Origin of the sequence: Pseudomonas sp. PvP009 (genome assembly GCF_017832995.1) — a bacterium.
GTDB lineage: Bacteria > Pseudomonadota > Gammaproteobacteria > Pseudomonadales > Pseudomonadaceae > Aquipseudomonas > Aquipseudomonas syringae.
The window spans coordinates 4,086,158-4,099,830 of the sequence record NZ_JAFIBG010000001.1 but is presented as its reverse complement, the minus strand read 5'-3'; the positions used below and the strand labels follow the sequence as shown (position 1 = coordinate 4,099,830).

Annotated in this window: 13 protein-coding genes; 6 read left to right on the top strand and 7 right to left on the bottom strand. The window is 51.9% G+C overall.

Annotated features, from left to right (window positions below; genetic code table 11):
- Nucleotides 1-57: 57 nt before the first annotated feature.
- Both JOE29_RS17515 and JOE29_RS17510 read right to left on the bottom strand, forming a co-directional pair.
- Nucleotides 58-753: a DUF1963 domain-containing protein gene (locus JOE29_RS17515; protein ID WP_058443968.1), complete on the bottom strand. Its 696-nt coding sequence runs from the start codon at nt 751-753 to the stop codon at nt 58-60.
- Nucleotides 754-827: 74 nt separating this feature from the next.
- Nucleotides 828-1,628 carry a GNAT family N-acetyltransferase gene (locus JOE29_RS17510; RefSeq protein WP_058443970.1) on the bottom strand — a complete coding sequence of 267 codons (801 nt, stop codon included), beginning with the start codon at nt 1,626-1,628 and terminating at the stop codon, nt 828-830.
- A 373-nt stretch (nt 1,629-2,001) separates the two neighbouring features.
- Between JOE29_RS17510 and JOE29_RS17505 the strand changes: the two genes are divergently transcribed.
- Nucleotides 2,002-2,412, top strand: coding sequence for a DUF3742 family protein (locus JOE29_RS17505; RefSeq protein ID WP_327187176.1), 411 nt, complete (start codon nt 2,002-2,004; stop codon nt 2,410-2,412).
- Between the two features lie 51 nt (nt 2,413-2,463).
- On the opposite strand, the gene JOE29_RS17500 is transcribed toward JOE29_RS17505, so the two are convergent.
- The 5 genes from JOE29_RS17500 to JOE29_RS17480 are packed head-to-tail and all read right to left on the bottom strand — an operon-like array spanning nt 2,464 to nt 7,172.
- Nucleotides 2,464-4,002: a conjugal transfer protein TraG N-terminal domain-containing protein gene (locus tag JOE29_RS17500; RefSeq protein WP_058443972.1), complete on the bottom strand. Its 1,539-nt coding sequence runs from the start codon at nt 4,000-4,002 to the stop codon at nt 2,464-2,466.
- On the bottom strand, nt 3,999-4,373 hold the full coding sequence (locus JOE29_RS17495) for a hypothetical protein (protein WP_058443974.1): 375 nt from the start codon (nt 4,371-4,373) through the stop codon (nt 3,999-4,001). Before JOE29_RS17495 ends, JOE29_RS17500 begins: the two co-directional genes overlap by 4 nt.
- Before the next feature lie 2 nt (nt 4,374-4,375).
- Nucleotides 4,376-5,767 (bottom strand): integrating conjugative element protein, encoded by a 1,392-nt coding sequence (locus JOE29_RS17490; RefSeq protein ID WP_058443976.1) that lies wholly within the window; start codon nt 5,765-5,767, stop codon nt 4,376-4,378.
- Entirely contained in the window at nt 5,764-6,702 is a 939-nt protein-coding gene (locus JOE29_RS17485) for a TIGR03756 family integrating conjugative element protein (protein ID WP_058443978.1), read from the bottom strand. The genes JOE29_RS17490 and JOE29_RS17485 overlap by 4 nt, the downstream gene beginning before the upstream one ends.
- Nucleotides 6,699-7,172 (bottom strand): TIGR03757 family integrating conjugative element protein, encoded by a 474-nt coding sequence (locus tag JOE29_RS17480; RefSeq protein ID WP_058443980.1) that lies wholly within the window; start codon nt 7,170-7,172, stop codon nt 6,699-6,701. The genes JOE29_RS17485 and JOE29_RS17480 overlap by 4 nt, the downstream gene beginning before the upstream one ends.
- A 246-nt stretch (nt 7,173-7,418) precedes the next feature.
- On the opposite strand from JOE29_RS17480, the gene JOE29_RS17475 reads away from it, so the two are divergent.
- Genes JOE29_RS17475 through JOE29_RS17455 form a run of 5 tightly spaced genes read left to right on the top strand, consistent with a single transcriptional unit; the run spans nt 7,419 to nt 13,582 of the window.
- Entirely contained in the window at nt 7,419-8,690 is a 1,272-nt protein-coding gene (locus JOE29_RS17475; protein WP_058443982.1) for a metallophosphoesterase, read from the top strand.
- Nucleotides 8,691-8,701: 11 nt separating this feature from the next.
- The gene (locus JOE29_RS17470) at nt 8,702-9,772 is read left to right on the top strand and encodes a GTPase-associated system all-helical protein GASH (protein ID WP_058443984.1); all 1,071 of its coding nucleotides are present in this window, start codon (nt 8,702-8,704) and stop codon (nt 9,770-9,772) included.
- Nucleotides 9,772-10,722, top strand: coding sequence for a hypothetical protein (locus JOE29_RS17465; protein WP_058443986.1), 951 nt, complete (start codon nt 9,772-9,774; stop codon nt 10,720-10,722). Before JOE29_RS17470 ends, JOE29_RS17465 begins: the two co-directional genes overlap by 1 nt.
- Nucleotides 10,722-11,636 (top strand): hypothetical protein, encoded by a 915-nt coding sequence (locus JOE29_RS17460; protein ID WP_080397496.1) that lies wholly within the window; start codon nt 10,722-10,724, stop codon nt 11,634-11,636. The genes JOE29_RS17465 and JOE29_RS17460 overlap by 1 nt, the downstream gene beginning before the upstream one ends.
- Nucleotides 11,633-13,582: a hypothetical protein gene (locus tag JOE29_RS17455; protein ID WP_153000351.1), complete on the top strand. Its 1,950-nt coding sequence runs from the start codon at nt 11,633-11,635 to the stop codon at nt 13,580-13,582. The genes JOE29_RS17460 and JOE29_RS17455 overlap by 4 nt, the downstream gene beginning before the upstream one ends.
- Nucleotides 13,583-13,673 lie beyond the last annotated feature (91 nt).

The window sequence follows — 13,673 nt, the reverse complement described above, 5'->3', positions numbered from 1 at the left end:
TGCGACCCATAGCTGCCATCACTGACCTCATCGCCTAAGGGAACTGCTTACCTGCCTTTAGTAAAAATCATAATAAAGCGCCCACTTCCCCGTTTCGACATGCTTCCAGAACATCAGGCTGCCGCTGTCGATTACGTTCAGGTTGATCTTCGCATCCGACGAAATCTGGAACACAAATTTGAAGCCTTCACCGGGATCAACCCCTGATTGGCAAAACGAGGGGTAGCCGCCGATTTTATGTTCGTAGGTGTGGGTGATAAGGTCGTAATAGCTTTGTATCGCGCCCTTGCTTTCCAGCTTCAATATCTCTTGCTCAAGGTCCGCCGGGACACCACCGCCATCCCACAGCGGAAAGTCCTCCGCCACCAACTCTGCGTTTAGTGGGAAGGGTTTGAGGAACGACCCTTCCACGGGCAATGCCTTGCGTACCAACACGTCCTCTGGCCCATATTCACGGATGACCCAGTTTTGTCCCATCGGCTCAAAATGCTCGGGAAACGGGTTTGAAATAAACACCGTCAGTACACTGATTCCTGTCAGTAACGGGCTGGTAAAGGGCAGGCTGGGCAGATAGAACTGTGCATAGGGAAGCATCGGTTGCCCGGCTTGATTGGTCGGTACATCTTCATCAGGACGAAACAGAAAGATGCGACCTAGCCAGCTTTCTTCGTCAGTACCGGCAGGGCGGAAGCCACCGGCGCTGAACTTTACAGCGGGACGGGCCAAGAGCTGCTTTATTTGCTGAATTTCCATGGCGGTATAAAGCTCCTTTGCGACTCAGGCGTTCTGTACCGGGCCTCACAGAGGGCTTCGGCCAAGAGCAGACTTCAGCTATCTACCAGGCGATATAGCGCTTGAGCGTGGGATGTCGCTAGCCCTGTAAGCTGCAAATTTCGGCGACTTTGCGAGCTGGGAAGCGCGGTTGCGGCGATCACAAGACTGCCGTGTTTTTTTGCTTGCTCTATCCGATGAGATATCAGGGCTCCATGGTAGCCTTGGCCTCGTGCATTTTTTCGGGTGGCAGCCGTCCCTAGGTAGGCAACTCCATTGCAGGCCAAGTACATCAACGCTCCTGACACGACCTTTCCATCAACTTTAAGGACGTAGATTTTCAGACGATCATTTGACATCAGTCCTGCGAACGAAGCCTGGCTCAACTGAAGATGCTCTGGCTTGGTATGAAATCCACTCGCATGCACGGCTGCGAACTCAGGAAGCGTTTGTGAGGTGGCTTCTTCGATTTCGAATGAGTGGTGATTCAAGACCACATTTTCGATGGTGCACGCGAGTTGCAGATGCGTCCACCCCCTCAGACGCTCCAGCCGCTTCTCACCCACCAAAGCGTACTGTTCCAAAGTCGAGGCCTTTCCGATAAGAGGCGTTACTGTCGAATAGGCTGCTGATTCCTTGAGCAAGCTCAATAGTGACTTGGGGCTGTCGGTACTATCGCCGTAGATGCGATTGAGCATCGGGCTAGGTGATGCCTTCACCTGAAAGCATGGAAAAGCTTCGTTGAAAAACACACGAGCACCAAAAGGGTTTCCACTTATCCGAGACAAACTCTCGACGCGGGCACACAAATACTCGCTTTCTGCGGCCTCAATCGCATGAGCCATTCCGACATTCATGTGCAAGTCCTTATTGCGTGATGTCCAAAAGGGTAACGGCAAATTCAACAATACACACCTCCAAACCCACTGCTGGTAGAAAACCTGCTCCGGTGTCCCTTTGAGATCGATAACTGCCTGTCGCGAAGGGCTGCAATCGACCCAAAGCGGACGTTATCCGCAGGCAGAAATTGGCGGAAATCTCCAGTAAAGTTAGGGATCAAGGCGCGGATGCACTTGGATTACTGTGACAGTATTTCATTCGAAAACACTGTCGAACCGAACATCTGAACGGTTTGTATCAGTTGGTCGGCTATTCGCCGGGAGGTTGATTTCTAAGGGGAAGTAGGTTGAATATAAGATGGGATAGGTCTATAAATGATGTCAGAACGATATGTTCTATGACTGGTTCAAGGGGTGGGCTATGACCACAAACGCTGGCAAAAACGGTAGTGCTGCAATGCGCGTAGGGCATGTGCTCGGCCGAGGCGTGGGTGGGATTCTTCATACTGAAAAAGCTATATGGACCACATTGGTTCGAGCCGGTGTACCTAATGCAATCTTGACTCCAGTAAAGTGGGCCGCTCGCGCTTCAGCAATGGTGCTCACTGTAGGATTCGCAGCATGGGGGCTTCTTTACGCCGCAGGATTGCTTGCAATGGTGTCTGTTGCATTCGCTTTGCTCTCTGGCAGTAGAGGATCTATCTCAGGGTCCGGATCCTTGCAGACGAAGTCTTCCAACGCTGAGCTGCAGGATGGGTATGAAGGGTGCGGTCTATACGTAGACGATGTCCGCGTAGATTGATCCCGGTGTTGATCATTGGACCTGATCAACACCAGTCTCACGTCCAAGATTTTAAATCCTTCCCTTCGCGATTCCAATTGCGACATCAGCGCCTTTACCTCCTGCATCTTTAGCCCCGTTGGTGCCGATGGTAAGTCCTGTCATGAGTGAACCAAGTTGCATCCCGCTCCAGCCCAGCGCGACTACCCAAAACCCCGGAAGTGCTATAAACATTGCGCCCATCACAAAGTCCAGCAGTAAGTCTCCTTGGGCATTGCTGGCCCCAAACACTGGGTCAAAATTGGAGTGGGGGACGTTGCTGCCGATCCCGTTTCCATAAAGGGCGTCTAGAATCGTGCTGTCCACCCAGCGGGCCAGCTGGAACCAGAAGTCGACAAAGATCAAAGCGAACGCCGCAAAAGTAATCGTCATCACGACCTTCAGATCAAACATTCCGATTACCATGACAAATGGAATGCTGATGATGAGAGCCATCTTTAGGAAGGCCATCACCATGGGCGCTGCTTGCCTTACACTGTCCATGGCTGGATACATCACAAGAGATCCTGCTGCCTGACCAGCTGTAGCTGCAAGGCGTGTGAAGTCATTTAGCACAGAGCCACCGACTTGACCGCCATAGTCTGAATAAACCTGACCCTGGGTCAGTTGCTGCTTCCTCGGAGAGACCAGATCCCGGATGACCGAGTCGCTCACTTCGGTCTGGGTCATGAATTTTGCCCACTGAGCAAGCTTGCTCAGCAGATCTGGACTGACCTGTTCCAGCAGCCTGGTTCTGAGCCCGACGCTTTCATCCGACCACCATTGAGTGCATGTAGGAAACCCACCACCACCAGTGGTTTGTGGCAGGCCCGCGTCCCGGGTTGCGTCATAGGGCCATTTGGTTCGGGGAGTGTGTGACCTGAACCCAGAGAAACCATCGCTGTAATAGCCGGATGTTTGCAGAAAGAAGTGCGAACCGATCCAGTTGACGTCGTTGAGTTGATCATTGCTGAGGGTAGGCTGGGTCATGAACAGCTTTGCGCGCGCACGTGCGTAGCAATTGTTCGTGAAGTCAGCGACCTCCTGGGCAAGCAGCGGGTCGTTAATACGAGCCTTGTTGACGTCCATCCGGACCTGTTGCAAGTCCACTCCACAGGGAATAGCTGCAACTGAGGCTGCAGTTGCTGCCTTGGACATCGCATGCACAAATAGCCACCAGACGGGCACGGTGGCGCTTTTGCCGTTCAGCGTACTGAAGGAGGTTTCCCAGCCTGTGTCAGCTGGATTAGGTATCGAGTATTGGCATTGATCAGAGCGGCTTCGGTCGAACTGGATGGTATCGATGCTGACGTTCACCAGAGGCATGCAAGCCAGGATGATGACTAGGATTGCCGTGTAGAACCGGTTTTCTACTCGGGCCAACGAGAGGACGCCCTTGTTGCCCTCATCAGCTCCCTCACCGCGGGCTCTGAGCCATTCGCTGATGACAATGGCGGCAAAGGGGGCTGCGAAGAGTCCGCTGTCCTCGATCATGTTCCAGATGCCGCCGTTGATGAGCCATCCGACCAGCGTCAGGTAATACTCAAGGTAGTCATTCGTGTGCAAGATCATGGCAGGTCAACTCCCGCTACATTGGCGGCGCGCCGAAGCTCGAAAAGGAGGATGACGAAGATGGCCATGACCTCGCAGCGACGAAGTCCCGAGGGGAATAGATTAGTGTCTAATGCTCGCTGTTTAAGGGTGCGCCTTAGCATGTACCAGCCGAGCCCTATCGCCGCATAAAGCGACAGCCGCCAGGCCAGCATGTAGTTGTAGTGCGCTTTTTGCCATTCCCTGAACTGCTCAATATCTCCAAAGAAATGTACGATGGCTGTCATGAAAATCACAGCCAGAACAATGGTCAGCAAGACCGGCCAGGTGAACGACACTAGCGCCTTTGCGCCCCTACGTAGCCATCCCTTGGCAACCGGCAATGAACTCATGATCAGTTACCTTTCTCAGGGTTCTGCAGCTGATCGAGGCGGTCGGGCGTTGGATCCCCTTGAAAGATGCCTTTGGAGCTGTCCTTGCGGCTCTGAGCCCTCTGTAGGATGGCTGTCGGTGAGTTGCTGGCCAAGCTGCGACGCATATCCAACTCGGTCTTGAGGTTATCAATTTCCTGTTGCAGGCTGCTGTTCTGCTGACTGACCGCCTGCAGGGCCACATCGTTGGCGGCAATGTTCGGTTCTTTGCTGCCGGTGAACATAGTGCGCTGAAGCAGTAGCGCTTTGCCGAGAACCTCAGATAACGCTACCTCTGAAGCAAGACGTTTTGCGAGAATGTCCTGGTCATGCTCAGTCCTGAGTGCCTCGACCACTCCACGGGTAACAGGCAGAGAATCGCTGCTCGCTGCAGTCAAGTTTTCTGAAGTGAGGGCCTTGCTGCCCGAGATCAATTCCTGCAGCGCCTTGAGCTTGGAGTCGTAGGATTCCTGTATGAGAGGTGTGAGGCCAACGCCGGCAGTGGAGGTTGTTTTGGTGCAATCCTCACAAGTGCGTTGTTGTTGCTCTCCCAGTACCCGGTTGGCGAACGTGGTAGCTGCCTGAGGTGAGGACCAGGTGGAACACACCATGCCGTTGTTGCAGGCCGAAGGACTAATGGAGGATGTATCGGCAGCACTGCGTCCGTTCAGCAAGTTGTATCCCGCGCGAGTAACGTCGCCTACGACCTTAATAGGTTGCTGGCCAGATCCGCCGGCCTTATTTCCTCCGAGCCACGTGATCCCGTCATTCCCTCCTTGTTTTTCGACCTGCGCAACGGCTGAGACAGCATCTGTGTTCCCGTTTTTCACCGCCTGACTCATAGCCTGGCCTTCGGCGATCTTGTTCCAGCCCATCTGACCTCCAGCGACATCGAGCATCTTGTCGGCAATGGCGCGGCATGTGCCTTTGGAGCGGTCGAAGTCAAGACGACCTTGCAGAATGCCGTTTGTGAGGAGGTTGTACAAAGCCGGGTTAGCACGCTGAATAATCAGTCCTGGCAGTGATGAAACGGCGCTGGTTGCGTTAGAAATCATCGACCCCATGATCGTCTGAAATCCAGAAGTTGCTCCATTCAACTGATTCTGGAGCGTGTTGTTCATGCTCATGTTTCCGCAGACCAGGTTGCTGTTCCAACCTCCGCCGATGTTGATGCTATCCATATTCCCCGCCGTACCCATCGTCACTGCGTTGCCGCCGCCAACGCTGTACAGCACATCGTCACCGATCACACTGCCTGACGAGCTTGCATTGATTCCCGGGGTCTCAGCGAAAGCACTGTGGGCTGTCAGAGTGCTCATGAATGCAATAGTCAGAAAGGCAGCGCGGCGCATAGTTGAAGTCCTCTTGATCATCATTGAAAGTCCGTACTGCCAAGAAAGGTTTGTCCTTCCCGCTTGCAGCAGGAATACGGGCGCCATAACGCCCAGGCGTAACCACCATCGGTTGCCTGCACACGGGGTTGGGAGTTTGGAAATACCGCGCAGCTTTGACTGAGGGTCGGCGTGAGCTCTTGCCACTTACCGGTGGTAGCGTCGGTCTCGATCAATTCTCCTGCCGGCCAGTAGCCTGGCTGCGGCTGTGCCAGAAGCGGTTGATAGACGTGGACCTGACCGCTGCGAGTGACCACATCACCGGCACGCTGCGCGATCACGGATGCTGCCTTATAATCGTCGGCTTGATGGATAAAGCCACTGCGAGGGTAGACGCTTCCCCACATGTCCCCTGAGGTGAGGCCACCCACCTCTCGCCGGCCGGGAATCAGAGCTTCCGGATACGCAGATTCTGGAACGCCGTAACGCCAGGCGACAGTGTCCAAAGTGCTCAGCAGGTAGGGCATGTAGGGCGTGGCAGCACCCTGGCAGGCATAGCCCGAGGCGCTGGCAAACTTACTGAATGTTGCTCCTCCGGGGTGGCCTATGACGTCAGCGTTTTTGAATTTAGCCAGGCTATCTTCATTGTTGTGATTGGTGGTTCCGTCACCGCCGTCCTGGGCAAACGAAGTTGATGAGCTCAACGAAGAGACCTCAATCCACGGGTTTTCACCGGTATTCGAGTAGCTTGAGACCACGGCGTCTGGAACGAAGTGACGAACCTTGGTCGACGTCTTTACCTTGCATCCAAACGGGGTGCAGAGCAGCCAGTAGCAGATTCCGACCACCTTATACTCCAGGCAGTCAGGCGACAGGGTTGAGGCGACCAGGGTGGCAGATGTCACCGTGCCCGCTGCTGCCGGCCAGGTTGAGATCGACAAGGCCAAGGCTGCCCAGGCTGGAGGCTTTCGCAGGTTCATCGCGGGGCGTCTCCCTGGCCAGATGCGTTCTGAGGTTTGGCGGCGGCGCGCCAATGGGCAATGCGATTTTCGGCTGCCGTAGCGTTGGTTTCCCCGTACACAACAAACTTGCGGTCGACCACCACTGCAGGCACCTTAGTTACCCCCATGCTCCAAGCGTCTACGAGGTCTTGTTGAGCTAAAGCCAGATCTCGTTGCAAGCGCTGCGCGTCATTGCTTTTGAGGCGTTTATGCATGATCGATATGGCTTGTTGCTGATTTGCCGGCAGTCCTTCAGATAGCTTGGCCTCAAGTCGTTCTGATTCGTCCAGGAGGATCACCCGGACATGTGCAGGTGCCTGAACTGGGTGGTTCCGGTCAGTAATGATCCACGTTTCCGCGTTCGCGAGGGGCACCTGTGGGGCCGCAATCAAGATCAGGAAGGCCACGCGGTTTTTGCAACTGAAGCTATAGGGTCTGGATGGGGGCATGAGGCAGTACCTGCAGGTGGTGTCAGGTACAGAAAACGCGATTAATCAACGGTCTTCATTAAGCAACCGTTATCGGAACGGTTGGGGTTTGCGTACGTGCGATTTGACCTCACACGCGCCAGTGATCTATTACCCCAGTCCCTAGAACTCAGATGGATAGGTCACCCATTGTGATTAGCGTTCTATCTGACTATTTCTATTGGGATGGACATGGCATAGGATACAAAAAACACAGGGAGTGGCATTTTGCTGATACTTCATCTATCCGACATCCATTTCCGCAAGCAAGAAGTCGGAACCGTGCAAGACCCGAATTTCCATCTTCGGCATGAGCTGGTCCTTGACGTGGTTGAACAATGTGATCGTCTCGGTCCCCCTGACGCCATCGTTATTTCTGGGGACGTCGCCTTTGCAGGGGATCCAGATGAGTTCACCTTCGCCACCAACTGGCTTCGGGACCTTTGTAATGCCTGCGGGTGCCCGACGTCAGCTGTTTTCGTCGTCCCTGGAAATCATGATGTGGTTCGTTCATCTGCAGATCACAATCTTGTTCAGATGGTTCACGAAAGCATTAAGCGTTCTGACAACCCTGCGGCTGAAATCACTAGGCAGCTCAGAGATCCGGAAGCATGCAACTTGCTTTATCGGAGTCTGGATAATTACAACCAGTTCGCAGGTCAGTTTTTTTGCAGCCTGCTTCCACCTGAGAGAACTCGCGCTAAACGCGACTTGAAGATGAATGATGGTTCTACCCTTCGCCTCTGGGGGCTGAATACCTCGTTCGTATCAAGCAGCCGGGATCAACCTAGAAGTTTGTTCGTAGACACAGCTTCGATGCAGATTCCCCGTGAGACGGGTGTAGTCAACCTAGTAATCGCGCATCATCATTTATCTTGGCTGGCTCAGGCGAGGGAGCTGGAAGATCATCTAAATCATGTGGCTTGCCTGCAAATGTTCGGTCATGTTCATACCAATCGAGTAGAGATGAACCGTGACTACTTCAGGCTAACCGCAAGCGCTGCCAACCCTGACCGACACGAGCAAGGCTGGGAGCCGGGCTACAATCTAGTCGAATTAGCCGTTCAGACAAGGGCGACAGGCAGAATGCTGGACATCAAAGCGCACGTCAGAGTTTGGCAGACTGGTCCAGATGGTTTTTTTGCTAAAAGAGACAAGATGGGCGTTGATTATTTTGCCCATACCCTAACACTAGGGAGTTGGCGACCGCCTGCCGCTCCAGCGAGCGTTCCTGACATGCGAACTCCCTCCACGATCGAATCGGAGGCAATTCCAGTGGGGGAAGGTGACGTCATGGATACTCTCCGAGACCTGGGACTGCGTTTTTATCGCCTGTCTTTCAACAAAAAGTCTGAAATTGCTGGTCGGCTTGACCTTTTGCAAGAAAGTGATATGCGTCTTCCGGACCATGAACGATTCCGGCTTGTCATTATTCGCGCGCACGAGCGTTGTCAGCTTGACGCCCTTCGTGACGCAGTATACTCCGCCGAACAAGGATGAAATAAAGGAATATGAGTCAACCTACACTTGCGGACCGGTACGCCGAGGCTGGTTTGGTAACAACTGGCCCGATCATTAATGCTCGGGGCGAGTCAATCAAACGCATTGTGGCTGGCACGACACCAGCACGTATTTTTGACCTGGTCGGAGCTTATTATGAAATACCGGATATAGATTTGAGCTGGTTCCGGGACGAAGTAGCCCAGGACGATCCGACATTTAGCCTTATGACTGGGGCGCGTGAAGCTTGCATTCTTGCGGCAATTGCACTCGACCAATTGATTAGCAAAGGCAACGCTCGAGCAATTTTAGCTGTAAACACCACACATGTAGCTGGGAAGTTTCGTCCGGCTCAAGCTGACTGGTTGATTACGGTCGCGAAGGACGCCCTCGCAAAATTTTCAGTTGCCAATCGTACTCCGAAAAAAATTACCACTGCTATCACCGCTCCTACACCCGCTAAAGCGTTAGGGGAGCAATTGGAGGGGGTGGCAATAAATGATTGGGCTGGACTGTTGTCTGTGCTGAGCGACATGAGGTCTGAGACGCAGTTACTTGTAAAATCTAACGCTACTCAGACAACTAGTGCCCTTGTTGAACTTGATAGGCATGTAAAGCTCATGCGCGAAGAATCCCAAATGCTGTGGTGGATTTTTGGTGGTCATAGTAGGTCTCTTTGTCGAGGATTTAGCTGCCTAGATTCTTATCAAGCAGCGCTAGTGGGCGCGGTAGATCTAGCTAACCTGACAACCTTTACGCTACTCGGCCCAATTGCGGCGCCTGCGATGCTTGAGCGAGTCATCGCATCTTCAAAAAAACAAAAAGCGCCATCGGCGAAGTCGTTGCTGGCGACGCTTGAAAGCTTCGATCAGAGCGACCTAAATAACCTTGAGATCAGTACTGAACTCCCGGCAAGAATTACCCCCGTTTCAAGTGCCATCGATTTGGCTCGAACTCTTGGGAAGGGGGCATGGCATCAAAGATTCAAAACCTTGACAGGCGTTGATGCGTCTATCGAGCTCGAGCCAATTTCGCTCGCCGTCCAGCTGTACCATGAACATCTCTTAGGACAATTACTGTAATGGACCAACATGACGAGGTCGATGCGCTGGAGGATGTGGACGAGGACATTGATGTTTTTGAGCAGTCTCAAGGCAACGAACCGTCTGACACCGATAGCGATTGGATACAGCTTCCTTCTTCTGAGCTGTTGACAGCTGAAACCGCCAACGAATTTCTGAGGTGGCGTGCTGCTTCGATTGTCGCGGTGGTCGGTGAGCGCAATGGCGGAAAGACCACGTTAATCTCTGAGATTTATGAAAGGTTTCTTCGTGGAACCTTTGCAGGCACATGCTTCTCCGGAAGTTGGAGTTTGTCTGGCTTTGAGATGAAAAATTTCCAATCCCGTGCCGAATCGGGCGCAGAGCGTCCGGATACTCCTCGGACTTCTGCCCGCGATGGTCTCAGATTCTTCCACCTTGCAGTAGCGGACCTAGAAAATCTTCAAAGTCGTACAGACTTGCTCATCTCAGAGCGCGCTGGCGAAACTTATCGTGACGTTAGAGATATTCCTGCTCGCGCCACAGAGATGTTGGAGTTACAACTAGCCAAAGCAATCGCGTTCGTAGTAGACGGGGAACGAATATTAAACGACCGGAAACGAACCGAAGTGTTTGCGTCCGCGCGAAGTATCGTGCGTGCTCTTATCGAGACCGGCACAATCAGGCCAGGTGTTAAACTTCAATTTGTGACCACGAAATACGATTTATTAGATGGGGATGATGCTGTCGACGCGCGTGCTGCTCTAGATGGCTTTGAGAATCAAATGCGGACTCTGTTTGGGGAAATATACAGAGTTGAGTCTTTTCGTACAGCTGCTCGCGATCCTTCTGGAGGGCTACCCGCAGGAACTGGAATTGCACCGTTGTTTCGCAGCTGGCTAGAGCCGTCCCCCATAGTCGAACTGGTCGAACCGGCTCTACCTGAGTTAACTGATGAGTTTGATCGCTTGATATTACGAAGAGCTCTGTAATGAACGCAAAATTTGTTGTGATGGGGCTACCTGAGTCGGGAAAAACTACCTTTCTAGCTGCTCTTTGGCACCTGGTTGAGGCTGGAGACACCGACTGCAATTTAGCGCTTGATGGTTACAGAGGTAATCTGAAATACCTTAACAAAATATCGGAGGCATGGCGTACATTTCAACACGTGCCCCGAACTACCTACGGAGAAGAGGTCGATGTCTCTATCGGCCTTCGCAACCAAAAAACCGGAGAACGTGGCATTGCATTCTTCCCTGATGTTGCTGGCGAGGTGTTTGATAGGCAGGTGATTGAGCGTCGTTGTCGGTCTGAGTTTGTTGATGCTGTGTCGGCAGATGATGGCGTTTTGTTCTTCATCACTGCAAATACGTATGAGGATTTTCTTTCGCTTGCAGAGTTAAATGCACGACTGGGGTTTGCAGGGACTGAGACACCCATAGATGCTGATCAAACTCAAACTGCGGAAAGAAATGATGAGAGCGGAAATTCTGGAGCTAGCCCAGCAGGCCATGGGCGTGCTTGGCGGCGAGAAGATCTGCCAAGGCAGGTAAAGATTGTACAAATACTAAGCGATCTACAGCGCAGTCCCTTTACTCAGCGCCGCAGGCGTGTCGCAATTATGATTTCAGCGTGGGATTTGGCTAGGGGCATGAATATGACTCCGCGTGATTGGCTTGCCTGTCACATGCCATTAGTCAACCAATATTTGAAAACTAATAATGTATATTTTGAGCATGAGATTTACGGAGTCTCGGCCCAAGGAGTTGATCTCCGAAATGCTGATGCCGTTGATGCAGCGGCTAAGCTTCCCCAGTCAAGCAGACGAATCTCTATCGTCGGTCCAGAGGGTGATGGGCACGATCTTACCTTACCCTTGGTCTGGTTGATGTCGGCTATAAAATGAAAATTGATCAATGTCTCTTTGGCTACGACGATGGGCATAAACTCCTGTCATCTTCGCTTTCATTGGGAGGGGAGTTATCCCTGCTCACCGAGCTCAGCGATCTTGCGCCCAACACCATGTTTGGGGTATCTGAAGGTTATTGGACAGGGATTCCGGCGCCTAGCATAGGACGCTATGTGCTTATGCGCACATGGACAGCGCCTGAGATGTCACGGCCGGGATGTGTGTGGACACATGCCTTGTTAATTGAGCCCTCACTTCTTGAATCATTAGATCATTTGTCCAAACTGCAGCGATTGTTCTCACGGCCACGGGGAAGTATAGATTTCGGTCGATATAACGACGCGCTTCATAGCCGCGATATTCCAATTTGTGAACTTACGAATCTCCCCAGCGATAATATGGTCAAAAAATTAATCAATGCGCTGTATGGCCGGGGAGACTCATCAATTCATGTAGCAGCGCCCGATGATCTGGATATACCACTTTTTGCCGTTTGGTCACAACAGTGGCCGCGACTGAGGAGGAATTTCCGTTTTCAGACTGCTGCAGTCCGCAGCACCTCTTCTATCGGTAGTGCTCGTTTTGATATAACGGCCTCAATCGAGAGCCCGCTAGAATCACTAGGTGCTCTTAGCGATCGCTATCCAGAGTGGGTGACCGCAGCATGTAAAGATTTAGTGGAGTTCTCAAGAGGAGAGCTACGTAAGTTTCTTTGGCATTATGGGCTGGACGTCAGACGGCAGAAAAGCTCTTTCAAACCCCTTGTTGAGTTGTGGCTCGATTCCACTCGAATGTCTAGTGTAGATGGGGAGAAAATAGGTGAGCTGTTGAAGAGGAATTTTCCGAACCTGGAAGATGCACTTGATCTTAAATTGGACCTTTTAAATGGTGTTTTGATGCCTGCAGCGCAACCTGCGCTAATACGTCGATGGGTTCAGCAAAACAAGATTCCATCTTTGCCAGATCCTTCTATTGAAGGTGTCAGGCGTATTAAAGAGCTTTGGGCTAGTTGTTCTCAACAATTGCTTGAGCTCGCGGAGCTATCTGCCAGTAAAAACGGTCCCATCGAAAGCGAGATATTAAAATCCGTGACTGATAATATATCTTCTGCAGAGTTTTGGGAGTTGACTCGACACTTTGCAGATCTGCAGGGCCGTATGCTTGATGAGCGGCCAGAACTGTTATTTGAAACTGGTGCGCTTGAGCTAGAAGATGAAAACTTAGCTAGCAAGCTATCCCTCTTCGATGAACGGGATTCCAGGCTGGATGACTTTATTCAATCCCTGATACATAGGGGGAGTGAGAAGCTGATTGTACCCATATTCAATTACTTCCCACTGCGTGCAGCGAAGCAGGTTATAAAGGCTGAGAATAAAAACAGCGCTGCATGCGCAAAAGCGTGGCGTGCAGAATTGGTCCGTCGCCCAGAGCTACTCTTGACAAGCGAAGTCTTGGGGGCTGTCTCGCATAAAAGCACGTTGTATGATTTTCTTCAGCTTCTGGGGTTGTCTTCCCAAGCGGTTCTGTCAGTAGGCTCAGAGCCATGGGTTGTTGCTCTTTCAAGGGCTACCATCGACTTAAATGGCGAGCGTGATGACATTTTCAACAGTTCATTATTGGTTCTTTCCCTAGTTTCGAGTGCCACTGGACAGAAAGGAGTCGAGTTGCTTTTTGAATCAGTTCATGAAAAACTCATGGACAACTGTCTACACGGAAAAGCCTGCGAAATTTTGGATTCTTGGTTACCTAAGTCAGGTTGGTTTTCCAACTGGGACTTAGGGCTGCGATTAAGATTGATGGTTCTAAATGCATATATTAAAAATCATTGGCCTATCGAAAGTTTTATTGCCCTGTCCCACGACCCTCAAACTCGGGTAATGCTTTCTGAAACAGCATCTGATGTTCCCGGCGGTAAAAACTTTGCACGGGCGCTTAAGGGTTAGTCTCCCGGTTGTAGTTTGGATTTTCGTCTGTAACGCTTTAGGTTTGCACTGGCGTATCTGAGAGATCGAATTCACTATAGCGACAACGCAT

Excerpts from the sequence above, each read along its gene's own strand:
- JOE29_RS17480 (WP_058443980.1), bottom strand. The coding sequence starts at position 7,172 with ATGCCCCCATCCAGACCCTATAGCTTCAGTTGCAAAAACCGCGTGGCC.
- JOE29_RS17500 (WP_058443972.1), bottom strand. The coding sequence starts at position 4,002 with ATGATCTTGCACACGAATGACTACCTTGAGTATTACCTGACGCTGGTC.
- JOE29_RS17485 (WP_058443978.1), bottom strand. The coding sequence starts at position 6,702 with ATGAACCTGCGAAAGCCTCCAGCCTGGGCAGCCTTGGCCTTGTCGATC.
- JOE29_RS17460 (WP_080397496.1), top strand. The coding sequence starts at position 10,722 with ATGAACGCAAAATTTGTTGTGATGGGGCTACCTGAGTCGGGAAAAACT.
- JOE29_RS17490 (WP_058443976.1), bottom strand. The coding sequence starts at position 5,767 with ATGATGATCAAGAGGACTTCAACTATGCGCCGCGCTGCCTTTCTGACT.
- JOE29_RS17495 (WP_058443974.1), bottom strand. The coding sequence starts at position 4,373 with ATGAGTTCATTGCCGGTTGCCAAGGGATGGCTACGTAGGGGCGCAAAG.
- JOE29_RS17515 (WP_058443968.1), bottom strand. The coding sequence starts at position 753 with ATGGAAATTCAGCAAATAAAGCAGCTCTTGGCCCGTCCCGCTGTAAAG.
- JOE29_RS17505 (WP_327187176.1), top strand. The coding sequence starts at position 2,002 with ATGTTCTATGACTGGTTCAAGGGGTGGGCTATGACCACAAACGCTGGC.
- JOE29_RS17510 (WP_058443970.1), bottom strand. The coding sequence starts at position 1,628 with ATGAATGTCGGAATGGCTCATGCGATTGAGGCCGCAGAAAGCGAGTAT.
- JOE29_RS17470 (WP_058443984.1), top strand. The coding sequence starts at position 8,702 with ATGAGTCAACCTACACTTGCGGACCGGTACGCCGAGGCTGGTTTGGTA.
- JOE29_RS17465 (WP_058443986.1), top strand. The coding sequence starts at position 9,772 with ATGGACCAACATGACGAGGTCGATGCGCTGGAGGATGTGGACGAGGAC.
- JOE29_RS17455 (WP_153000351.1), top strand. The coding sequence starts at position 11,633 with ATGAAAATTGATCAATGTCTCTTTGGCTACGACGATGGGCATAAACTC.